We start from the raw sequence: 21,705 nt of genomic DNA, 5'->3' as shown, positions 1-21,705 counted from the left end.
ATGACTTGCTCGAGCGCCAGCGTTCAGCCATCCCGGCGGACGAGGGTGGTGCATGATGACTCCGTAGGCCGACTCCGTACGCTGGACGAAGGGACTGCCGTGACTCTCCTTGACATCGGAGCTTCCATCGAAGAACCGGACACGCCCGCTCACCTGGACGCGACCAGGTTCAATCGGCACACGTTCTGGTGTGGCCAATCCGGTAGCGGCAAGACCTATGCGCTGGGCGTGGTCTTGGAGCAGTTGCTGCTTCAGACCGAACTTCCCCTCCTGATCCTCGACCCCAACGCGGATTACGTGCGGCTGCGTGAGGTTCGATCGCCGTCATCGGAGGTGTTGGCATCCCGGTGGAGCGACCTCGATATACGCGTGCTCCGCTCGAGCCACGTCACCGGGGATCCGCTGCGTGTCCGCTACCTCGACCTCTCCCCCGCCTCGAAGGCCGCCGTCTTGCAGATCGACCCCATCACCGATGCGGAGGAGTACAACGTCCTCCTTCACTTGGACGTCGACGCCAAGGCCTTCGATGCTTCCGCGATGGTGCGTCTCCTTCGCGACAGCAACGACCCCGTGAGGCATCAGCTCGCGAACCGCATGGAGAACCTGCAAGTCCTGGAGTGGGATCTGTGGTCCCGTGGCAGGTCGTCGGCCGTTGACACCATCGACGAACGTCCCCGCGCGACGGTTCTCGACGTCGGCGGGTTCGAGCACCCGGCAGAACCCAAGGTCGCCGCGCTCGCGGTGCTGGAGCATTTGTGGTCGCGGCGTGAAGAGCGGCGACCAATCCTCATCGTCATCGACGAGGCACACAACCTCTGCTCACCGGCACCCGTCACGGCGGTGGAGAAGGCGCTCACGGAGCAGATCATTCAGATTGCTGCCGAGGGACGGAAGTTCGGACTGTGGCTGCTCCTGTCGACCCAGCGACCGACCAAGATTCACCCGAACGTGCTCTCGCAATGCGACAACCTCGGCCTGATGCGGGTGAATGCCCCGCGCGACCTTGCCGAACTCACCGCCGTGTTCGGGTTCGCGCCAGAAGACCACATTCGGCGGGCGCAGACGTTCACTCAGGGGCAGGCTCTCTTCGCAGGCGGATTCGTGAGCGCACCAGTGTTCGCGCAGATGGGAGACAGAATCACCCACGAGGGAGGCGGAGACGTCAAGGTGCCTCTGCGACGGTGAGCACGGGGGCGGCCCACAGGATCGCTCACGCCCGAAACCCTCTCGGGCCGGGGCGAGCGTGGGCGACCTCAGCGATCGACGGAGCCCGCCTGAAGAACGATGCAGAAACAGCGAAGGCCGCTCCTGACAGGGAGCGGCCTTCGTGATGCTGTCTCAACACATCGTGGAGCTGAGGGGACTCGAACCCCTGACCCCCTGCATGCCATGCAGGTGCGCTACCAGCTGCGCCACAGCCCCATTCGTCGCCCCGAAGAGCGACTGACAGTGTAACGCACCGCGAGGACGCGGCGCTAATCCGCTCCCTGGGAGAAGGCGTCCACGTGCCAGGCGCCGGAGTCGGACAGCGTCAGCACGTGCCAGGCGCCGTGCGGGATCTTGCCGAAGGCCCGGGACGAGGTGTCGAGGCCCACCAGGTCGAGCACGCCCAGTTGGATTGCGCTGCCGTGGCTCACCACGACGGTCGGCACCTCCGGGTCGTACCAGCGTCGCAGGCCCTCGCCCACGCGGGCGGCGACGTGAGCGGACGAGCCCCAGCCCTCGATGAACGGCTCTTCGCCTCGGTGACGGCGGTCGTAGTCCTCGGGCCAGCGCTCCCGGATCTCGTCCCAGGTGAGCCCCTCCCACACCCCATAGGGGCGCTGCGTGAACGCGCCATCGACCACGGTCTCGACGCCCAGCAGAGAGGAGAGCTCGTCGGCCGATGCGGTGGCACGGGCCAGCGGCGACGACACCACGCGGGCGTGGTCGCCCACGTGCGCGGCGATGCGCGCGGCGGCCGCCGCAGCCTGCGCGCGGCCATCCGCCTCGAGCGGGATGTCGAGGGACCCCTGCAGGCGCCCCTCGGCGTTGTGATCGGTGCGCGCGTGGCGCCACAGTACGAGCGAGCTCATGACCGCTCCCCCAGCGTCTCGGGCGTGACGTTGTGGCGCTCCAGAGTCCAGTCGCCGCGGTCGCGGCGCGTCAGGCGCGACCACGCGGCGTTGCCGAGGTTGCCCAGCGTGCGATGGTCGAGCGACAGGCCGATCAGACCCTGCATCCCGACGCGAGCCGAGCTTCCGTGAGACACCACCAGCAGCGTCGCCGGCGCACGCTCGGCCCACTCCTCGAGAGCCTCGACCATGCGCGCACGCACGGTGTCATGGTGCTCGAAGCCGGGCACGTCGGCGCTGCCGTACTTGCGCCACGCGAGCACCTCCTCGGGCCAGCCGCTCTCCCGCTCCTCCGGCGTGATGCCCTCCCACGCGCCGTAGGCGCGTTCGCGCAGCCGCGCGTCGACCTCCACCGCGGCGCCGATGGCGCCCGCGATCGCATCGGCCGTGTCGCGCGCCCTGACCAGCGGAGACGTGACGATGGTGGTCTCGGAGCCCAGCAGACCCGCCAGGGCCTGCGCGGTCGCAGCGGCCTGTGCATGCCCTGCGTCCGTCAGCTCGACGTCGGAGGAGCCCTGCAGCAGGCCCTTGACGTTCCACTCGGTCTGGCCGTGCCGCACCACGAAGACATCCATGGCGGGCACCCTAGCCGAGTTCGACGACCGGGCAGTCCTTCCAGAGGCGCTCGAGCTCGTAGTACGCCCGATCCTCCTGGTGCATCACGTGGACGATGAGGCCGTTGAAGTCGAGCAGGGCCCAGCGGCCTTCACGCACACCCTCACGGCGCAGCGCCTTCGAGCCGACGTCGTGCAGCGCCTCCTCGATGCCCTCCGCGATCGCGATGACCTGGCGTTCAGAGCTCCCCGACGCGACGAGGAAGATGTCGGCGAGCGGCATGCGCGCACTCACGTCCAGCGCCACCAACTCCTCCGCCTTCTTGTCGTCCGCTGCCTTGGCTGCGAGGCGCACCAGCTCCACCGCTTCCTTGGACGCGCCCATCAGGGCTTCACCGCGACGTTCCACACAACTACTCCTAGGAGAAAGGCGACGGCACCGAAGACCGCCAGATGAGCCCACTTGAAATGACGTGGGCCGCCGTCGGCCTCCAGATCGGGACGCTCGCGTGGCGGCACCTCGATCTGGCCTGTCGGCACGGGTTCGATCGACGGCATGCCGCCGGACTGCGGCGCGAAGGTGGGCCGTCGGACGCTGCTCAGATCCGGCTGCGGGATGTTCTGCGAGGGCCGCACCTCCGGCAGCTCGGGAGCGGCGCGCTGGACGCTCATGAGCGGGTGTGCCGCCCACGGCGACTCGGCCTGCTCGGGCGCCTGGACGGACCCCTGGGGGACGTCGAAGGCGGCGTAATGCGGTGCGAGCTGCGCCGAGGCGTCGGGCACGCGGTCGGCTGCCCCGTGCTGCGGCTGCGCCGACACGGAGTGGAAGGCCGGCCGGTGCATCTCGGCGGACGCCGTCGACGCCTCGTCGAGAGCGGCGGTGCCGGGGTGATGCCCGATGATCGCGTCGAACGGAGCCTCGTCGAGTGACACGGGCGCCTGGTGAGACGGCTCGTCGTCGCTCGACGATGCGTGCGGAGGGTCGTGCGGCTGGTCCTGGGTCGCCGGCTCGCCCCACGGCGTGGGCGCGGAGGGCGCGGAGCTTTCCCACGGCTGCGCTGAGTTTGGGGACTGCGCTGGGCTCGGGAACTGCACTGGGTCGGGGAACGCCGCCTGCGGAGCGCTCGGCGATGATGGCGTCGATTCGACATCGGCATCGCGTTCGGGCGCAATCTCGCCCGCCGCAGGGCCCCACGCGTGTGGCAGAACGGCGTGGGCGGCGGATTCGGCGGCCGACTGAGTGGCGGGATCGGCGTCAGGGGGCGAGGACACGGACCGGCGCGAGCTGGCGGCGTCGATCCCGGCGACGGCCTGCCGCGTCAGGCGACGAATCTCCTCGGCCGGGTCTTCGACCGTCGGCTCGTCCACGGCAGGCTCGGCCTGGTCGGTGGCCTGCTGCTCCATCAGACGACGCTGGAGGGAGCCAGGCGGGAAGAGCGCGGCGAACATCTCGGGCGACATGCCCGGAGGCATGCCCAGGACCGACGCGGGGGCGGGAGGCACCTGTTCGTCGTCTGGCTCGCCGCTTGGCCCGTCATCGTGGCCGCCGTCGTGCTCGGGGGACGTGGTCTCGGGCGCGGAGTCGGCATGACTGGGCGTGTCAGTTCGAGGTGCCGCATCGGCCTCAGCCGCCCACTCGCCGTGCGCCTCCGATTCGACCTGGGGAGCCGACGGCGCGTGAGCGGGAGACGGCGCGTGGCTGGGGGCCTCAGGCTCGTCTGCGGTCTCGTCGGCGTCTGTGGGCTCGTCGGCGTCTGTGGGCTCGTCGGCGTCTGTGTGCTCGTCAGCGTCAAGGCCTGCGTCTGCGTCCGCCGAGGCTGGGGCGGGGATCAGGCTGGTGCGGAGCGGCACCGTGGGCTGCGGCTCTGCGTCCTCGGTCGCGACGGGCCGCCATGCGGCACTGTCGTCGTCCGACGTCTCGTGATCGTCTGAGGACGCGTGATCCTCTGAGGGCTCATGGTCCGTCGACTCCTCGAGGCCCTCGGACTGCCATGCATCGGGCGTCTGCTCGGACTCGTGGGGGGCGTGGTCCGCGGACGGTGCGTCGTGCGTGAGATCCTCGGCTGACGGCGCCGAGACGTCGGCGGAGCTGGTGGCAAGGGCGTCCGCGGCAGCGAGCTCCTCGGCCTCGCGCTGGGCGGCCTCGGCCTTCTCGCGCTCGATCCGCTCCTGCTCAGCGATCCGCTCGGGAGTCATCGCGGGAATCTGACCGGTGGCGATCATCTCCTCTTCCGCAGTCCATGTCTCGATGGGCTGGCGCGCGCGCTCGAGCCGGCGCCGCTCGCGTCGCGTCAGCACTCGGCCGTCAGGAGAGTGGGTGGGGATGGACTCCGAGATCGGCGCGCCCTGCAGGGCGTCGGTGTCGTCCGCGGGGCGGGCAGCGTCGCGAAGCTCCTGCTCGCGGCGTTCCCGCCGCGACAGCGGGCGGCTCTCGTCAGTCATCGATTCCTCCGGCATACAGATCGTGCTGCGCGATGTAGTCGGCGACCAAGCGGGGCACGAGGTAACGGATCGGTGCACCGGTCCTCACCCGACGGCGAACATCCGTTGAGGATACCGCCAGCGCCGGCACTTCTACCCACGCGTGTGGAGTTTCCAACTCAGGGAACGAATGGCCCGGCCGAGTCACTCCCACGAACTGCGCGAGATCGGTGAGGCGCTCCGCGTCGCGCCACTCGTCGAAGCGCTGCAGGGCGTCGGCTCCGGTGATGAAGTACAGGCTCGCGTCGGGAAGCTGCTCGCGCAGGTCGGTCAGGGTGTCGACCGTGTAGGTGACGCCGCCGCGGTCGATGTCGACGGCACTCACGGCGAAGCGATCGTCACGCTCGACCGCCAGCCGGCACATCTCCAGGCGGTGGTGGGCATCAGCGAAGTCGAGATCGCGCTTGAACGGCTGGATGTTGGCCGGGACCAGGAGCACCTGGTCGAGCCGCAGGGCGGCGCACACCTCTGAGGCCGCCGCGAGGTGGCCATGATGGATGGGGTCGAACGTCCCGCCGAGGACTCCGACGCGCGCCTGCGGTGCGCTCACGTCAGTGACGCGTGCCGACGCTCCGGAAGGCGAAGGTGATGAACAGCAGGGCCATGAGCCCCGTGAACGCCAGCAGCCCGAACGCCTCGGCAGGGATGGGCAGCTCGTTGACGACGTGCTCGGCCGTCTCCGTCACCTGGGTGATCACTGTGAATCCTTTCGTGTGCTTGGCTGTCGATTATTCCACGGTTGAGGGCCGTGTCCCTGCACCGTCGTCACGCGCGGATGTGGCCGTCGCCGTAGGCGATCCACGTGGTGGTGGTGAGCTCGGCGAGACCCATGGGTCCACGCGCGTGCAACTTCTGCGTCGAGATCCCGATCTCGGCGCCGAGGCCGAACTGCGCCCCGTCCGTGAACCGGGTCGAGGCGTTCACCATGATGGCCGCCGTGTCGAGCTGGCTCACGAACCGTTCGGCAGCCCCAATGTCCTCGGTGACGATCGCCTCCGTGTGTCCCGTCGAGTAGCGCTGCACGTGAGCGATGGCCTCGTCGAGGTCATCCACGACGCGGACCGCGATGTCGAGACTCAGGTACTCGGTCGCCCAGTCCTCGTCGGTCGCCGGCACGGTGGGCACGCCCTGCGGGGCAAGGGCCGATGCGGCAGCGTCCGCATGCAGCGTCACGCCTTCCTCATGGAGGGCGGCGAGCACGGAGGGAAGCACGCGCTCGGCTGCGTCGCGATGCACGAGGAGGGTCTCGGCGGCGTTGCAGACACCCACCCGGTGCGTCTTGGAGTTGACGACGATCTCGACGGACCGTGCGACCGGTGCCGAGGAGTCGAGGTACACATGGCAGTTGCCCTCGCCGGTCTCGATCGCCGGCACGGTCGAGTCCCGGACCACCGCCTGAATCAGGCTGCGTCCGCCGCGCGGCACCAGCACATCGACCAGTCCGCGCGCATTCATCAGCACTCGCGCGCCCTCTCGACCGTACGCATCGATCGACTGGACGGCATCGCGCGGCAGCCCGACCTGCTGGAGGGCGCCCTGCAGAACGTCGACGATGACCTCGTTCGACCGCGCCGCAGCGGAGCCTCCGCGCAGCACCGCCGCATTGCCGGACTTGAGCGCGAGCCCGGCGGCGTCGACCGTGACGTTCGGGCGTGCCTCGTAGATCATGCCGACCACACCCATGGGGGTCGCCTTCTGGATGAGCCTCATGCCGTTCGGCAGCGTCGATCCACGCTTGACCTCCCCCACCGGGTCCGGCAGCGCCGCCAGGAACCGCAGCGCCTCTGCGATGCCGCAGATGCGCTCATCAGTCAGAGCCAAGCGGTCGAGCAGGCCAGGAGTCATGTCGTTCTCGCGCCCGCGCTCGACATCCTCCGCATTCGCCGAGACGATGCGCGCGGAGTGCTCGACCAGTGCATCGGCCATCGCGTGGAGCGCGGCGTCCTTGGTGGACCGCGTCGCGGTCGCGAGCGCGCGGGACGCGACCTTGGCGCGCCGGCAGGCTTCGAGAACGGCGCTCTCGATGTCGATGGAGGCGGCGGTGGCAGACATGGACTCCAGTCTAGTCCCGGTGCTCGCCCCGGCATCGTGAGCGCAGGTCGCGAGCGAGGGGCCTACATGACGACCAGGTCGTCGATGTGGATGAGCTCTCGGGCGTAGCCTTCCCCGAGCGTCTCGCCCAACGCGTCGGTGCTGAGTCCGCGCATCTGCTCGGCCTCGGCAGCAGAGAACCCCGCGAATCCGCGCGCGACGATGGCGCCGTCAGGCCCAATCAGGTCCACGGGCTCCCCCGCCTCGAAGGACCCGCGGATCTCGGTGACCCCCGCAGCGAGCAGCGAGGCGCGCCGCCCCTGCAACGCGCGCACCGCGCCGTCGTCGACCATGATCGCGCCCCGCGTGCGCGCCGCGTGGGCGAGCCACTGCAGCCGGGTGGTGTCGCGCTTGCCCGTGGGGTGGAAGAGCGTCCCGACCGCGTCGCCCGCCACAGCCGATGCCGCATCGGCCGCACTGGCCAGCACGACCGCGATGCCGGACGTCGTGGCGATCGAGGCAGCCTCGAGCTTGGTGATCATCCCGCCCGTGCCCAGCGCAGAGCCGCGCCGCGACACGTCGATGCCCGCGAGGTCCTCCGGGCCGTGCACCTCGTCGATGCGCTCGGACCCGGGGGTCCCGGGCGCGGCCGTGTACAGGCCGTCCACATCCGTGAGCAGCACGAGCGCATCGGCATGGGCGACCGTCGCGACGAGGGCAGCGAGCCTGTCGTTGTCGCCGAATCTGATCTCGTCCGTCGCCACCGCGTCGTTCTCGTTCACGATGGGCAGCACGCCGAGGTCGAGCAGTCGGTTGAACGCGCGCTGAGCGTTGCCGTAGTGCGAACGACGCATCATGTCGTCTGCCGTGAGCAGCACCTGACCGACCGTGAGTCCGTGCCGGGCGAAGGCCGCGGAGTACGCAGCGACCAGCGCCCCCTGTCCCACCGACGCGGTGGCCTGAGCAGTCGCCAGGTCTCGGGGACGGGCGGGCAGCCCCATCGGACCCACGCCGGCGGCGATCGCGCCCGACGTCACCAGGATGACTTGGCGGCCGGCGGCGCGCACCCCTGCCAGCACATCGGCCAGGCGCGTGACGGACTGTTCGCTCAACCGGCCATCCGCGCCCGCGAGCGAGGACGAACCGATCTTGACGATGATGCGACGGGACTGCGCGATGATCTCTCGCGTGGCCTCCACCGGGCCTCCTTCGTGTGCGGTCATACGGGGCGCTGTCACTCGTCCTTGGCGGGATCCGTCCAGTGCCCGGAGTCGCGCTCGGTCCACAGCTCCTCGCGGGCCGCAGACTTGGCGTCCATGCGGTCCTTGTGCTCCGCTCGCTTCTCGGCGCGCGTCGCACGGCCCGAGCGTTCGTGGTCCTCGACGCGCAGATCGGAACCGCGCTGTCCCAGGAGCTCGGCGCCGGTGCCCATCGTGGGCTCCCAGTCGAACATCACGCCGCCGTGACGCGGCCCGATGACGACCTCGGAGCCGGGCACCGCGCCCGCGCGGAACAGCTCGTTCTCGACTCCTGCCTTCGCGAGGCGGTCTGCGAGGTATCCCACGGCCTCGTCGTTGGCGAAGTTGGTCTGGCGCACCCAGCGTTCGACCCTGGGCCCGCGCACCTGGAAGTAGTCCTCGGCGCCGTCCCGGACATGTGTGACGGTGAAGCCGGACTCATCGACGGCCGCAGGACGCAGCACGATGGGCGCACGCTCGAGCACGGGCGCGGCGGCGCGGTGCTCCGTCACCATCGTCGCGAGCGCGAACGACAGCGGACGCAGTCCCTCGTGGCTCACCGCGCTCACCTCGAAGATGGGCATGCCCGTCGCCTCGAGATCCGGGCGCACGATCTCGGCGAGGTCGCGGCCGTCGGGCACGTCGATCTTGTTCAGGATGATGATCTGCGGGCGGTCGGCGAGCGGGACTCCGCTGATCGCGTCGTCGCCGCTGTACGCCCGCAGCTCCGCCGCGATGACCTGCAGGTCACGGATCGGGTCGCGGTCGGATTCGAGGGTGGCGGTGTCGAGGACATGCGCGATCACGGAGCAGCGCTCGATGTGGCGCAGGAAGTCGTGGCCCAGGCCCTTGCCCTCTGACGCGCCTTCGATGAGCCCGGGCACATCCGCCATGGTGAACCGAGTGCCGCCGGCCTCGACCACGCCGAGGTTCGGCACGAGGGTGGTGAACGGGTAGTCGGCGATCTTGGGTCGCACGGCGCTCATGGCGGCGATCAGTGAGGACTTGCCCGCGCTCGGATAGCCGACGAGCGCCACGTCCGCAATGGACTTGAGCTCCAGAAGGACGGTGTTCTCTTCGCCAGGCTCGCCCAGCAGCGCGAAGCCTGGGGCCTTGCGCTTGACGGTGGCGAGAGCGGCGTTGCCGAGGCCGCCTCTGCCTCCGGTCGCAGCGACGAACTCCGCGCCCTCGCCCACGAGGTCGGCGAGCACCTCGCCGGTCGGCGACTTGACGATGGTGCCGTTCGGCACGCCCAGCCGCAGGTCCGGTGCACTCGCACCATGCCGGTTGTCGCCGGCGCCCTGTCCGCCGCTCGCGGCGGTGCGGTGGGGGCCGTGGTGATAGTCCAACAGGGTCGTGACCTGCGGGTCGACGCACAGAATGACGGAGCCGCCGCGGCCGCCATTGCCGCCGTCGGGGCCGCCCAGCGGCTTGAACTTCTCACGGTGCACGGACGCGACTCCGTGACCGCCATTGCCTGCCGTCACATGCAGGGTGACGCGATCCACAAACGTGGCCATGACGCCTCCCTTCGTGAGGTGGTCAGAATATGCGTCAGGGGCGCCGCCATATCGGCGACGCCCCTGACGAAGACAATGATGCGGGTCGGACTAGCCGGCCACCACATCGACGACCTTGCGACCGCGTCGCTGGCCGAACTGGACCGTGCCGGCCGACAGCGCGAACAGCGTGTCGTCCTTGCCGCGGCCCACGTTGTTGCCGGGGTGGTGGTGCGTGCCGCGCTGACGAATGATGATCTCGCCCGCGTTGACGACCTCTCCACCGAAGCGCTTGACGCCCAGGTACTGAGCGTTGGAATCCCGACCGTTGCGCGAGGAGCTCGCGCCCTTCTTATGAGCCATGAGTGCTTCCTCGCTTACTTGATGCCCGTGACCTTCAGGCGCGTGAGGTCCTGACGGTGACCAATGCGCCTGCGGTATCCGGTCTTGTTCTTGTACTTCAGGATGTCGATCTTCGGTCCGCGCTCGTCGCGAACGACCTCAGCGGTGACCGTGATCTTCGCCAGTGCCTTCGCGTCGGAGGTGACCTTGTCACCATCGACGTGCAGCAGTGCGGGAAGCTGGACAGAGTCACCTGCCGCAGCCTTGAGACGGTCGACGACGATGATATCGCCCTCGGAAACCTTCTCCTGGCGGCCACCGGCCTTCACAATCGCGTACACCATGAAATCTACAATCCTCTACGTATGGTCTGGTTTCCTGCCGCTGCCTCACTGGGCGCAGGCAGGCCCTGACGCTTTCGCGCCGACGTACAAATGTACCCGTTGCGGGCCTCCCCGGTCAAACCGGAGTCGCCCGGGCCGGCTACGGCTGGACGTCCCCTTCGGAGGGCTCGGTCGGGTGGTCCTCACCGGGCGCCGCATCCACATCGGAGGCGGGGCTCGGCGAGTCGTGCGTGTCGGCCGAGGACTCGGCCTGATCCGTGCGGTCGGGAAGGTCGATGACGGGCTCGACGGTCGCATCGCCGTCGGCCGCCTTCCCTGCGCCGGAGCTGTCGTCCGCGCCGTCTGCGGGAGCGTCGACATCATCATGGTGGTGGGCCTTCTCGGCCGCCGCCGCGATCGACGCCAGCGTCGCCTTGACGGCGGCGCGTGCCTCGTCGCGGTCGTCCAGAACGTGGGTCTCACCCTTGCCCTGGCCGTGCGAGTGGTCGTCACCACCCGACTGCTTCTTGGCCGTCCTGGTGCCGCCACGGTTGCCGCGCCGCTTCTCCGGCTGCTTGTCCGTCGCCTCGGCGACGGGCTCGCCCTTGACGAGGAATCCACGACCCTTGCAGTGCTCGCACGTCTCGGAGAACGCCTCGACCAGTCCCTGGCCCACGCGCTTGCGGGTCATCTGGACCAGACCCAGGCTCGTCACCTCGGCGACCTGGTGCTTGGTGCGGTCGCGCCCCAGGCACTCGATGAGCCGGCGCAGCACGCGGTCTCGGTTGGCCTCGAGCAGCATGTCAACGAAGTCGATGACGATGATGCCGCCGATGTCGCGCAGGCGCAGCTGGCGCACGATCTCCTCGGCCGCCTCGAGGTTGTTGAGCGTCATCGTCTCTTCGAGAGTGCCGCCCTTGCCGACGAACTTGCCGGTGTTGACGTCGATGACGGTCATCGCCTCGGTGCGATCGATCACGAGGGAGCCGCCCGACGGCAGCCACACCTTGCGGTCCATGCCCTTGGTGAGCATCTCGTCGACACGGAGGTCGGCGAACAGGTCGCCGTCTCCGGTGTACTTCTGGAGGCGAGGCAGCAGGTCGGGTGCGACCTGTCCCACGTAGGCGCTGAGCGAGTTCCACGTGTCGTCGCCCTGGATGGTCAGCGACTCGAAGTCCTCGTTGAAGATGTCGCGCACCACTCGGATGGCCATGTCGGGCTCGCCGCGCAGCAGCGTGGGGCCCTTGTTCGACTTCGCCTCGGCCTGGATGTTCTCCCACTGGCGCTTGAGGCGCTCGACGTCAGCGCGCAGCTCGTCTTCAGAGGCGCCCTCGGCTGCGGTGCGCACGATCACGCCGGCGTCTGCCGGGATCACCTCGCGCAGCAGCTTCTTGAGGCGGGCGCGCTCGTTGTCAGGCAGCTTGCGGCTGATGCCGGTCACGCCGCCTGCGGGCACATAGACGAGGAACCGTCCGGCCAGCGAGATCTGGCTCGTGACCCGCGCACCCTTGTGGCCGATCGGGTCCTTGGTGACCTGGACCATCACGGTGTCGCCGGGCTTGAGCGCGAGCTCGATGCGACGCGGCTTGCCCTCGAGGCCTGCGGCATCCCAGTTGACCTCGCCCGCGTAGAGCACGGCGTTGCGACCGCGGCCCACATCGACGAAGGCCGCCTCCATGCCGGGAAGGACATTCTGCACGCGCGCCAGGTAGACATTGCCCGCCATCGACTGCTGCGCCTGGTGCGACACGTAGTGCTCGACGAGCACCTCGTCCTCCAGCACGGCGATCTGGACGCGGTGGTCCTTCTCCCGCACGATCATGTCGCGCTTGACGGACTCGCGGCGCGCCAGGAACTCGGCTTCCGAGATGGTGGGGCGGCGGCGCTGGCCGTCGCGGTTGTCGCGGCGACGCTGGCGCTTGGCCTGAAGACGCGTGGAGCCCTGCAGCTGGTCGTCGGAACCGGACTTGTCGCCGGAGTTCGCGCTGGAACCCGATCCTCCACCCGAGTTGGAGCCGGAGCCTGAGCCTGAGCCGCTGGAGCGTGAGCCACGGCGGCGGCGGCGACGCCTCGACGATCCATCGCCGTCGTCGTCGCCGGAGTCTCCCGAGTCGCCGTCCTGGTCGTCGCCGGCGTTCGAACCCTGGTCGCTGCCGGTCGACTCGTCGTCGCCCGAGGGTCCGTCCCCGTCGGTGCGCTTCTTGCCGCGGCCGCGGCCGCCACGACGACGGCGACGCTTGCTGCCGTCTCCGGAGTCGCCGTCACCGTCAGGTCCGTCGCTGGACCCCTGGTCCTGCGAGCCGGAAGAGCTGCCGCTGTCGGAACCGTCTGACGACGCCGCACTGCCGCTGGTCCGACGCTCACTCGCGGGGGCGTCCTGAGACGCACCGCCGTCGGTCGAGCCGGCATCGGCGCTCGCAGCGCTGCCCTTGGACTCCGCAGTCGCGGAGTCGGCGTTCTTGGCGCTCTTGGCCCGACCGCCGCCGGACTTGCGCTTGGGCTTGTCGCCCTCAGCGGAGTCCGCTGCGGCCTTGCCGCGCCCACGCGATCCGGACTCGGCCTTCGCTGAGGAATCGGGGATCGAAGGGGGTCCCGCAGGCGCCGATGCGCGACGGGGCGCAGCGGGTTCGGGCGCCTGGAAGATGACGGCGGTCGACGGTGCTTCGGGTGTGGTCTTGTCCTCGCTCAACGCGGGTACCTCAGATCGATACGGCCCACACACCGCATCGATACTCTCTCGTCGGTCGTGGCTCGCGTTCTGCGGCCACGGAAGTCTTCAGGTCGCGGCGGACAGCGGTGCCTGCTCGAGAGCGCCTATCCCCGATGTCTCCGCCTCCGGCTGTAGCCGGACGGGACCGTGACGGGACTGGCAGCTGTCGCAGGCGCTGCGTCTGTCGCGCGGTAGGCACCCGGTGTGGCTGGGTGCGACCTGTCGACCATTGTGACACACGAACTCAGGAACATCTCGTGCCGCGCCGCCCAGGGGTGCGGCGGAGCATCGGGACTCTCCACCCGGGACCAAGGTCCTGCATCCCTACCTTGGTATACCCGGGTAGGTTTAGTGACGCGATATTCCCCGTTGCGTGCCTGACCCTGGAGGCCCCCGAATGGAAGTGCTTGAACTCGCCCGCTGGCAGTTCGGGATCACCACCGTCTACCACTTCATCCTGGTGCCCCTCACGATCGGGCTGTCCACCATGGTCGCGATTCTGCAGACCGCGTGGGTGCGCACGGGCAACGACAAGTATCTGCGCCTCACCAAGTTCTACGGCAAGCTGCTGCTGATCAACTTCGCACTCGGCGTAGCCACCGGCATCGTCCAGGAGTTCCAGTTCGGCATGAACTGGGCGGAGTACTCGCGGTTCGTCGGCGACGTCTTCGGCGCTCCGCTGGCGATGGAGGCCCTCGCCGCGTTCTTCCTCGAATCCACCTTCCTCGGCCTGTGGATCTTCGGCTGGGACAAGCTTCCCAAGAAGGTTCACCTCGCGACCGTGTGGGCGTTCGCGATCGGCTCGATCCTCTCGGCGTACTTCATCATCGCCGCCAACTCGTGGATGCAGCACCCCGTCGGCGCGGAGTTCAACGAGGAGACCGGCCGTGCCGAGATGACGGACATCTGGGCCGTCCTCACCAACAACACCACCCTGGTCGCCTTCCCCCACGTGATCGCCACGGCGTTCCTGGTCGCGGGCACCTTCGTCGCGGGCATCGCGGTGTGGTGGATGGTCAAGAAATCCCGCGAGGACCGCAACCACGCTGACCTCGGCATGTACCGCACCGCCGCCAGGTTCGGAGCCGTCGTCATGCTCGTCTCCGGCATTGGCGTGGTCGTCACCGGCGACATCCAGGCCAAGCTCATGTTCGAACAGCAGCCCATCAAGATGGCGGCGGCCGAGGGCCTGGTCGCGACGCCCGTCGGGCCGGCTCCGTTCTCGCTGTTCACCATCGGCAACCTCGCGGGAGACGACCCCGACTCGGTCCATCACATCCTCGAGATCCCGTACTTCCTCTCCTACATGGCCACCGGCGATTGGGAAGGCGAAGTCAAGGGTCTCGATGAGCTGCAGGAGATCTACGCCGAGCGCTACGGTGCGGTCGACGAGAACGGCGAGGAGATCGAGTACCGGCCCAACCTGGCCGTGACGTACTGGTCCTTCCGTCTCATGATCGGCCTCGCCGTCTTCAGCGCGGCGCTGTGCGTGGCAATCTTCTGGTTCACCCGCAAGGGCCGCGCCATCGACCAGGAGTGGATGAGCAAGCTCGCGCTCATCTCGCTGCCGATGCCGTTCCTCGCGGCCAGCTTCGGGTGGATCTTCACGGAGATGGGACGCCAGCCCTTCGTGGTCGCGCCGAACCCGACCGGATCCGATCAAGTCATGCTCATGACCACCTTCGGGGTGTCGGATGCGACGTCCGTGGGCGAGGTGGCGACCTCACTCGTGGCATTCACCGTCATCTACGCCGTGCTCGGGATCTTCTGGTACCGGCTCATCCAGCGCTACGCGTCGGAGGGTGCCGCCCACGTCACGTATGAAGAGCCGAGTGACGATTCCGACCGACCGATGTCGTTCGCGTACTAGAAAGGGCCGTCATGGATCTCGCAGTCTTCTGGTTCATCCTGATCGCGGTCCTGTGGACCGGCTACCTCGTCCTCGAGGGATTCGACTTCGGCGTCGCCATGCTCATGGAGAAGGTGGGCAAGGGCGACCGCGGCCGACGCACCGCCCTGAACACCATCGGCCCCGTGTGGGACGGCAACGAGGTGTGGCTGCTCACCGCAGGTGGCGCCACGTTCGCCGCGTTCCCTGAGTGGTACGCCACGCTCTTCTCCGGCTTCTACCTGCCGCTGCTCCTCATCCTGCTCGCCCTCATCGTGCGCGCGGTCGCGATCGAGTACCGGGGCAAGATCAACGACGACGCGTGGCGCCGACGCTGGGACTGGGTCATCATGGGCTCCGCCTGGGTGCCCTCCATCCTGTGGGGCGTGGCGTTCGCGAACATCGTGCGCGGCGTGCCGATCGACGAGACCTTCACCTACACCGGCGGGTTCTTCAACCTCCTCAACCCGTACGCGCTGCTGGGCGGCGCGACCACGCTCGCCCTGTTCCTCAGCCACGGCGCGATCTTCCTGTCGCTGAAGACCGACGGCGAGGTGCGCGAGCGCGCCGAGGCCGTCGCACGCCGCATGGCGCCGATCGCGCTCGTCATCGCGGCAGTCTTCGCGATCTGGACCCAGGTCGCCTACGGCGTCGCGTGGACCTGGATCGCGGTGGTCGTCGCCGCGGTCGGCCTGGCGGTCGCCGTGGTCGCGGGCCGCATCGGCAGGTACGGCTACGCCTTCACTGGCAACGCCGTGGCGATCGCCTTCGCCGTGGTGCTGATCTTCGGCTCGCTCTACCCTGACGTGATGCCGTCCAGCACCGACCCCGCGTTCTCGCTGACCGTCCAGAACGCCTCGTCGACCGACTACACGCTGACCGTGATGACCTGGGTCGCCGTGATCCTCACCCCCGTCGTGCTGCTCTACCAGGGCTGGACGTACTGGGTGTTCCGGCGCCGGCTCTCCGCGGAGAACATCCCCGAGCACAACTCCCTCACCTTCCTCAAGAAGTAGGGACGTGCGCCCCGTTGACCCACGGCTGATCGCCCGCATCGGCCCGGCACGCCGTTACGTCATCACCACGGCGGTGCTGGGACTGCTCACGGCGATCGTGATCGGCGTGCAGGCGCTCGTCATCGCACGACTGCTCGCGCCAGTGCTGGCGCCGTCCCCGCTCACCGAGGACGGGCTGGGCTGGATCGGCGCGATCGTGCCGACGGATGCCCGTGCGCTCGAGACCGGTCTGGTGTGGCTGGCGGCGCTCGTGCTGGTGAGGGTGCTGCTGGTCGGGATCCAGGAGCGCCTGGCGCACCGCGCTGGTGTGGCCGTGATCGCGGACCTCCGCGGACGCGTCGTGGCCCACGCCGCGCGTCTGGGACCGCGGTGGGCGGCCTCGGGCGAGGGCTCGACGGTCACCACCACCGTCACCCGCGGACTCGACGGGCTGCTCCCGTACTTCGTGCGCTATCTCCCTCAGCTGATGCTCGCCGCCACGGTGACGCCGATCATGCTGCTCGTGGTGCTCGACCTCGACTGGATCTCGGCGGCGATCATCGCCGGCACCCTCCCGCTGGTGCCCGTCTTCATGATCCTGATCGGCCTCGTGACCCGCCAGCACTCGGCGAAGCACCTCGAGGCCATGCAGCGACTGTCATCGCGGGTGCTCGACCTCATCTCCGGACTGCCGACGCTGCGAGCGCTCGGCCGTCACCGCGGCCCGGCGGGACGCGTCCGCGAACTCGGCGATGCCCAGCGCCGCGCGACCATGGGCTCGCTCCGCATCGCGTTCCTCTCCGGCATGGTGCTGGAGCTGCTCACGACCCTCGCGGTCGCGCTGGTCGCCGTGACCCTGGGGTTCCGCCTCGTCTACGGCGAGGTCAGCATCGAGACGGCGCTCGCGGTGCTCGTGCTCGCCCCTGAGGTTTACCTGCCCGTCCGCAACGTCGGCATGCACTTCCACGCGTCCGCCGACGGCCTCGCCGCGGCCGATGCGGCATTCGACGTCCTCGACACGCCCGTCGCCCGCGTGGGCGGCACCGCTCCGTCCCCGTCGCTCGCAGGCGCCACGCTGATGATGCGCGGGCTCGCCGTCGCCACGCCCGATGGGCGCCGGCTCGCCCCCGAATCGCTGACGTTCGACGCGCCCCCTGGCTCCATCACCGCGCTCGTGGGCCCCAATGGCGACGGCAAGTCCACCGCGCTGCTGGCGCTCATGGGGCTGCTGCGCCCCGACGCCGGCGACGTCTCGGCGGTGCTGGCCGACGGCACGAGCGTCCCGCTCGATCAGGTCGACGCCGACGGCTGGGCCCGCGAGTTCGCGTGGGTGCCGCAGCGGCCGGACCTCGGGGTGCCAGGTCGCACCATGAGCCTGGGGCAGCGCGAGCGGGCAGCGCTTGCGCGTGCGTTCGAGTCGGGACGCCCGGTGATCGTGCTCGATGAGCCGACGGCGCATCTGGACATCGAGGCACGCACCGAGGTGGTCGCACGCATCCGGGCTGCGGCCGCCCGCGGCGTCGCCGTCGTGGTCGCGACGCACGAGGCGGAGCTCATGGCGGCGGCCGATGCAGTGATCGAGGTCGCCTCGGCCAGGGCGGTGACGCCGTGACGGACCTGCTCGCGACCGACCCGCGCAAGGGCGCGCTGCGACGCGTGCTCGGCGACGCTGGCCTGAGCCGTGGGCGCACGGTGCTGGCGGTGCTGACCGGGTCCGCGGCCCTGGGGTCCGCGGTGGGACTGGCGGCGGTGGCGGCGTGGATGATCGCGCGCGCTGCCGGCATGCCCTCCCCCGCCGATCTCGCCATCGCCGCCGTGGTGGTTCGCTTCTTCGGCATCGGCCGGGGACTGTTCCGCTATCTCGAGCGCCTCACCTCTCACGACGTGGCGCTGCGCGGCGCGGTCTCGCTCCGCGTGCGTGTGTACGAGCGACTCGCGCACGCTCCGGCATCGCACGTGCTGCCCCTGACCCGCGGGCAGGTGATGGCACGCATCGGCGCCGACGTCGACGCGATCGCGGATGCGGTGGTGCGCGGCCTCATCCCGATGGCCGTGGCGGTGGTCGTCTCCGGCGTCTCCGTCGGCATCGCCGCGTTCATGGTGCCGCTCGCGGGTGTCGTCCTCGCCGTATGCCTGGTGATCGCGGGCGTGGGTGCGGCGGCGCTGACGCTGCGCTCGGCACGCGCCGCAGCGGCGCTGGCGGTGACGGCCGATGCGCGGGTCACCGAGAGCGCCCTGTCGGCACTGGAGGCCGCCGCCGAGCATCGTGTATGGGGCACCACCGCATCGGCCGAAGCCGCACTCGCCGAGGCGGACGCCGCTTCGGCCCACGCGCACGAGGCGATTGCGCGGCCCGCCGCCCTGGCCGCAGCCGTCCAGGCTCTCGCCGCAGGGCTGGCGCTCATCGGCTCGATCGCCGTCGCGGTCACCGCCGCCGCGAGCGGCGCGATCGGACCCACGACCGCAGCCGTCGTGGCTCTGCTGCCCTTGGCCGCATTCGAGGCCGTGGGCGCCGTGCCGGCGGCGATGCAGCAGCTGTTCCGCTCCGCCCGTGCGGCGGAGCGCATCGAGGAGCTCGCGCCGCCCACCGACGCGCCTCCCGCCGACCCCGTGGAGAACGACGCCGCTCCCCGCGCATCGGCCGTCCTCGAGGCTCGCGATCTCTCGGCGGCGTGGCCGCGCATGACGGCCACCGTGCCCGTGACCCTGCGGGTCGCGCCGGGCGAGGTCCTCGCCGTCGTGGGCCGCTCGGGCATCGGCAAGACCACCCTGCTCGCCACCCTTGGCGGTGCGCTGTCCCCCGCTGCGGGCGAGGCGCTGATCGACGGCGTGCCGGTCTCCGAGGACGACCTGGGAACGGTCGTGGCGATCACGTCCGAGGACGCTCACGTGTTCGGCACCACCGTGCTCGAGAACCTCCGCGTGGCGCGCGGAGGAGTCACCGAGGATGAGGCACTCGAAGCGCTCAGCGTCGTGGGACTGCGCGACTGGGCGGTGGCGCTGCCGGATGGTCTCGGCACCGTGCTCGGCTCCGGCGGAGGAACCGTGTCCGGCGGCGAACGACGGCGCCTGCTGCTCGCCCGCGCGCTGCTCGCGCCACACCCGATCCACCTCATCGACGAGCCTGGCGAGCACCTGGACCACGCCGGCCGCAAGGCGCTCCGCGCGGCCCTGGCCCGGCTCAGCGGCGAAGGCCGTAGCGTGGTGATCGTGACCCATGACCTGACGCTTCTCGATGCGGCCGACCGCACCATCAGCCTTGACGCGGTGAGCTCCGATGCCTGACGCGCACGCCAGAGAGCTCGCACTCGCACGCGCCGTCATCGCGCTCAACGAGGAGCTCGATCTGCCGCTGGTGCTCGACGCGTTCCTCGGCGCCGCCGCAGAGCTCACCGCGGCACGCTTCGCCGCCATCAATGTGCTCGACTCCAGCGGCCAGAGCACCGCCTTCTACGTGCATGGCATGGCCGCCTCTGTGCATGAGCAGATCGGGCGGCCGCCACGGCCCATCGGGGTGCTCGGCGAGATCCCCCGAGAGGGGACCATCTCACTCGAAGAGGTCGCGGCGCATCCCGCGTCGATCGGCCTGCCCGAGGGACACCCGCCGCTCGACAGCTTCCTGGGCGCGGGACTTCACGTGGGCGGCCGGGCCTTCGGCCAGCTGTACCTCGCCAACAAGCCGGGCGGCTTCCACCCGGCCGACGAGCAGGCGATCCAGGCACTCGCGGCCGCCGCGTCGGTGGCGATCGACCATGCCCAGCTGTACGACCTCGCGCGGCAGCGAGAGCGGTGGCTGGTCGCCACGCAGCGCATCACGATGGACCTCCTGTCAGACCCGGGCGCGGAAGGGGCATTGCAGCGCACCATCGACGCGGCTCTCGAGCTCTCCGGTGCGGCCGCCGCCGCGCTGGTGCTGCAGGGCGTGGACGACGCCTGGGTCATGGAGGTCACCGCCGGGGAGGGCGCCGATCACCTGCTGGGTCTCGCGCTCCCGCCCGGCGGCACGGGCATGGACGTGATCCGTTCCGGCGAGGGGCTGATCGCCGCCGAGCCACCCGGCAGCAACGTGCTCGCGCCCGTGATGTCCTATGGACCCACGCTGTACGCGCCGCTGGTCGCGCAGGGCCACGCCGTCGGCCTGCTGATGCTGTGGCGCACCCGCGGCGAACCCGAGTTCGATGCCGGTGACCTGTCGCTCGCGCAGCGCTTCGCGGGACAGGCGGCGCTCGCGCTCAGCCTCTCGGAGCTCAGCCACGTGAAGTCGGTCTCGGCCCTCCTCGAGGAGCGGGCGATGCTCGCGGATGATCTCCACGACTTCGTGTCCCAGGAGCTGTTCGCCACCGCGATGCAGATCGAGGCCATCGCGGAGGACAGCGATCAGAACGTCGCGACGCGATTGCGCGGCACGCTGGAGCACGTCAAGCGCGCGCAGCACGAGGTGCGGGGCGTGATGAGCTCGCTCGCGGGTCAGCGCAGCAAGGAGCCCATCGCCGAGCGACTGCGCCGAGAGCTGCTGCTCGCGCGATCATCGCTGGGATTCGAGCCGTCCGTGGTCGCCGAATGGCCGCATCTGGACGCCGCGGTGGTGGGCGACCCGACCCTGGCGGACGACCTGGTGGCGGTGACCCGCGAACTGGTGTCGAACGTCGCGCGCCACGCCCGGGCCCACGCGGTCCGGATCGTGCTCGCCGCGGACGAAGGCCGCGTCGAGGTGCGGCTCGAGGACGACGGTATCGGCCCGGCGGGGGCCACCCAGCGCCACTCGGGGACGTCGAACCTCGCCAACCGTGCGCTGCGGCGCAACGGCACCTTCAGCCTGACCGAGCGCTGGCCAGGCGAGGACCGCCCCGGGTGCGTGGCCGTGTGGAACGTGGAGTGTGCGCGCCGGGAAGGCGACTAGCGCCGGAACGACTGCGCGCGGCGCTGCGTGGCCCATGCGACCACCTGAGTGCGTCGCTGCAGGCCCATCTTGGCGAGGATGCTCGTCACGTGGTTCTTGACCGTCTTCTCGGCGATGCCGAGCTGGTCCGCGATCTCCTTGTTGGACATCCCGTCGCCGACGGCCGTCACGATCTTGCGCTCGGTGGGGGTGAGGGCCGCGATGGCGGCGTCCTCCTGCACGTCGATGTGCTGGCCGTGCTCGCGCCCGGAGGCCGCGTCGCGCACGGCCTTGAGGACCTCGGCGGAGCCCGCCGTCTTCGCGACGAACGCATCGGCGCCCGCGGTCCGAGCCGCGGCCTTGGCGTCGTCGTCGTCGTAGCTAGTGAGCACCACGATGTGGGTGTCGGGGTGCGTGGCGCGCACGTGGGCGATCACATCGAGTCCGGTGCCGTCCGGCAGTCGTAGGTCGGACAGCACCACATCGGGACGGGTCGCGTCGACGCGACGGATCGCCTGCGCGACGGTCGCCGCCTCGGCCACCACCTCGACGCCATCGGCGCGGTCCAGGATGTCGCAGATCCCACGTCTCACGACCTCGTGGTCGTCCAGCACGAGCACTCTCACATCAGGCATACCCCGCATCGTAGCC

Annotated in this window: 19 protein-coding genes and 1 tRNA gene; 6 read left to right on the top strand and 14 right to left on the bottom strand. The window is 69.9% G+C overall.

The window, feature by feature from the left end:
- Positions 1-99: 99 nt before the first annotated feature.
- Positions 100-1,185 carry an ATP-binding protein gene (locus QQX02_RS10510; protein ID WP_301142955.1) on the top strand — a complete coding sequence of 362 codons (1,086 nt, stop codon included), beginning with the start codon at positions 100-102 and terminating at the stop codon, positions 1,183-1,185.
- 164 nt (positions 1,186-1,349) lie between these two features.
- Here QQX02_RS10510 and QQX02_RS10505 read toward each other — a convergent pair.
- The 13 genes from QQX02_RS10505 to QQX02_RS10445 all read right to left on the bottom strand — a co-directional run bounded on the left by QQX02_RS10505 (position 1,350) and on the right by QQX02_RS10445 (position 13,163).
- Positions 1,350-1,422: transfer RNA gene (locus QQX02_RS10505), tRNA-Ala, on the bottom strand.
- A gap of 53 nt (positions 1,423-1,475) precedes the next feature.
- Entirely contained in the window at positions 1,476-2,075 is a 600-nt protein-coding gene (locus tag QQX02_RS10500; RefSeq protein WP_301142954.1) for a histidine phosphatase family protein, read from the bottom strand.
- A complete protein-coding gene (locus QQX02_RS10495; protein WP_301142953.1) occupies positions 2,072-2,689 on the bottom strand; it encodes a histidine phosphatase family protein in 618 nt (205 codons plus the stop codon). The genes QQX02_RS10500 and QQX02_RS10495 overlap by 4 nt, the downstream gene beginning before the upstream one ends.
- Positions 2,690-2,699: 10 nt before the next feature.
- Positions 2,700-3,077, bottom strand: a complete 378-nt coding sequence (rsfS, locus tag QQX02_RS10490; RefSeq protein ID WP_367304238.1) for a ribosome silencing factor — start codon at positions 3,075-3,077, stop codon at positions 2,700-2,702.
- Positions 3,053-5,110: a hypothetical protein gene (locus tag QQX02_RS10485; RefSeq protein ID WP_301142952.1), complete on the bottom strand. Its 2,058-nt coding sequence runs from the start codon at positions 5,108-5,110 to the stop codon at positions 3,053-3,055. Before QQX02_RS10485 ends, rsfS begins: the two co-directional genes overlap by 25 nt.
- Positions 5,103-5,699: a nicotinate-nucleotide adenylyltransferase gene (gene nadD / locus QQX02_RS10480; RefSeq protein ID WP_301142951.1), complete on the bottom strand. Its 597-nt coding sequence runs from the start codon at positions 5,697-5,699 to the stop codon at positions 5,103-5,105. The genes QQX02_RS10485 and nadD overlap by 8 nt, the downstream gene beginning before the upstream one ends.
- A 1-nt stretch (position 5,700) precedes the next feature.
- Positions 5,701-5,847, bottom strand: a complete 147-nt coding sequence (locus QQX02_RS10475; RefSeq protein WP_193746352.1) for a hypothetical protein — start codon at positions 5,845-5,847, stop codon at positions 5,701-5,703.
- Positions 5,848-5,914: 67 nt separating this feature from the next.
- Positions 5,915-7,201, bottom strand: coding sequence for a glutamate-5-semialdehyde dehydrogenase (locus QQX02_RS10470; RefSeq protein WP_301142949.1), 1,287 nt, complete (start codon positions 7,199-7,201; stop codon positions 5,915-5,917).
- A gap of 62 nt (positions 7,202-7,263) precedes the next feature.
- Positions 7,264-8,379 (bottom strand): glutamate 5-kinase, encoded by a 1,116-nt coding sequence (gene proB / locus QQX02_RS10465; protein ID WP_367304237.1) that lies wholly within the window; start codon positions 8,377-8,379, stop codon positions 7,264-7,266.
- Between the two features lie 35 nt (positions 8,380-8,414).
- On the bottom strand, positions 8,415-9,938 hold the full coding sequence (gene obgE, locus QQX02_RS10460) for a GTPase ObgE (protein WP_301142945.1): 1,524 nt from the start codon (positions 9,936-9,938) through the stop codon (positions 8,415-8,417).
- Between the two features lie 90 nt (positions 9,939-10,028).
- Positions 10,029-10,280 carry a 50S ribosomal protein L27 gene (gene rpmA, locus QQX02_RS10455; RefSeq protein ID WP_062132831.1) on the bottom strand — a complete coding sequence of 84 codons (252 nt, stop codon included), beginning with the start codon at positions 10,278-10,280 and terminating at the stop codon, positions 10,029-10,031.
- A gap of 14 nt (positions 10,281-10,294) precedes the next feature.
- On the bottom strand, positions 10,295-10,603 hold the full coding sequence (gene rplU / locus QQX02_RS10450) for a 50S ribosomal protein L21 (RefSeq protein WP_062132823.1): 309 nt from the start codon (positions 10,601-10,603) through the stop codon (positions 10,295-10,297).
- A gap of 139 nt (positions 10,604-10,742) precedes the next feature.
- A complete protein-coding gene (locus tag QQX02_RS10445) occupies positions 10,743-13,163 on the bottom strand; it encodes an Rne/Rng family ribonuclease (RefSeq protein ID WP_436968531.1) in 2,421 nt (806 codons plus the stop codon).
- 526 nt (positions 13,164-13,689) lie between these two features.
- On the opposite strand from QQX02_RS10445, the gene QQX02_RS10440 reads away from it, so the two are divergent.
- The 5 genes from QQX02_RS10440 to QQX02_RS10420 are packed head-to-tail and all read left to right on the top strand — an operon-like array spanning position 13,690 to position 21,075.
- Positions 13,690-15,162, top strand: a complete 1,473-nt coding sequence (locus QQX02_RS10440) for a cytochrome ubiquinol oxidase subunit I (RefSeq protein ID WP_301142942.1) — start codon at positions 13,690-13,692, stop codon at positions 15,160-15,162.
- Positions 15,163-15,173: 11 nt separating this feature from the next.
- Positions 15,174-16,196: a cytochrome d ubiquinol oxidase subunit II gene (cydB, locus tag QQX02_RS10435; RefSeq protein WP_301142941.1), complete on the top strand. Its 1,023-nt coding sequence runs from the start codon at positions 15,174-15,176 to the stop codon at positions 16,194-16,196.
- A 4-nt stretch (positions 16,197-16,200) separates the two neighbouring features.
- Positions 16,201-17,787, top strand: coding sequence for an ABC transporter ATP-binding protein/permease (locus QQX02_RS10430; protein WP_301142940.1), 1,587 nt, complete (start codon positions 16,201-16,203; stop codon positions 17,785-17,787).
- Entirely contained in the window at positions 17,784-19,460 is a 1,677-nt protein-coding gene (gene cydC / locus QQX02_RS10425) for a thiol reductant ABC exporter subunit CydC (RefSeq protein WP_301142939.1), read from the top strand. Before QQX02_RS10430 ends, cydC begins: the two co-directional genes overlap by 4 nt.
- Positions 19,453-21,075: a sensor histidine kinase gene (locus QQX02_RS10420; protein WP_301142938.1), complete on the top strand. Its 1,623-nt coding sequence runs from the start codon at positions 19,453-19,455 to the stop codon at positions 21,073-21,075. Before cydC ends, QQX02_RS10420 begins: the two co-directional genes overlap by 8 nt.
- Here QQX02_RS10420 and QQX02_RS10415 read toward each other — a convergent pair.
- On the bottom strand, positions 21,072-21,689 hold the full coding sequence (locus tag QQX02_RS10415) for a response regulator transcription factor (protein ID WP_301142936.1): 618 nt from the start codon (positions 21,687-21,689) through the stop codon (positions 21,072-21,074). The two genes, QQX02_RS10420 and QQX02_RS10415, sit on opposite strands and share 4 nt — an antisense overlap.
- Positions 21,690-21,705: the final 16 nt, after the last annotated feature.

Origin of the sequence: Demequina muriae (assembly GCF_030418295.1) — a bacterium.
GTDB classification, from domain to species: Bacteria; Actinomycetota; Actinomycetes; order Actinomycetales; family Demequinaceae; genus Demequina; species Demequina muriae.
The sequence above is the reverse complement of the archived record's forward strand: the minus strand, read 5'-3'. Positions and strand labels throughout refer to the sequence as shown.

What these genes read in the sequence shown, in the direction of transcription:
- QQX02_RS10500 (WP_301142954.1), bottom strand. Translation starts at nt 2,075, where the DNA reads ATGAGCTCGCTCGTACTGTGGCGCCACGCGCGCACCGATCACAACGCC.
- QQX02_RS10495 (WP_301142953.1), bottom strand. Translation starts at nt 2,689, where the DNA reads ATGGATGTCTTCGTGGTGCGGCACGGCCAGACCGAGTGGAACGTCAAG.
- QQX02_RS10485 (WP_301142952.1), bottom strand. Translation starts at nt 5,110, where the DNA reads ATGACTGACGAGAGCCGCCCGCTGTCGCGGCGGGAACGCCGCGAGCAG.
- QQX02_RS10470 (WP_301142949.1), bottom strand. Translation starts at nt 7,201, where the DNA reads ATGTCTGCCACCGCCGCCTCCATCGACATCGAGAGCGCCGTTCTCGAA.
- obgE (WP_301142945.1), bottom strand. Translation starts at nt 9,938, where the DNA reads ATGGCCACGTTTGTGGATCGCGTCACCCTGCATGTGACGGCAGGCAAT.
- rpmA (WP_062132831.1), bottom strand. Translation starts at nt 10,280, where the DNA reads ATGGCTCATAAGAAGGGCGCGAGCTCCTCGCGCAACGGTCGGGATTCC.
- rplU (WP_062132823.1), bottom strand. Translation starts at nt 10,603, where the DNA reads ATGGTGTACGCGATTGTGAAGGCCGGTGGCCGCCAGGAGAAGGTTTCC.
- QQX02_RS10440 (WP_301142942.1), top strand. Translation starts at nt 13,690, where the DNA reads ATGGAAGTGCTTGAACTCGCCCGCTGGCAGTTCGGGATCACCACCGTC.
- cydB (WP_301142941.1), top strand. Translation starts at nt 15,174, where the DNA reads ATGGATCTCGCAGTCTTCTGGTTCATCCTGATCGCGGTCCTGTGGACC.
- QQX02_RS10420 (WP_301142938.1), top strand. Translation starts at nt 19,453, where the DNA reads ATGCCTGACGCGCACGCCAGAGAGCTCGCACTCGCACGCGCCGTCATC.
- QQX02_RS10415 (WP_301142936.1), bottom strand. Translation starts at nt 21,689, where the DNA reads ATGCCTGATGTGAGAGTGCTCGTGCTGGACGACCACGAGGTCGTGAGA.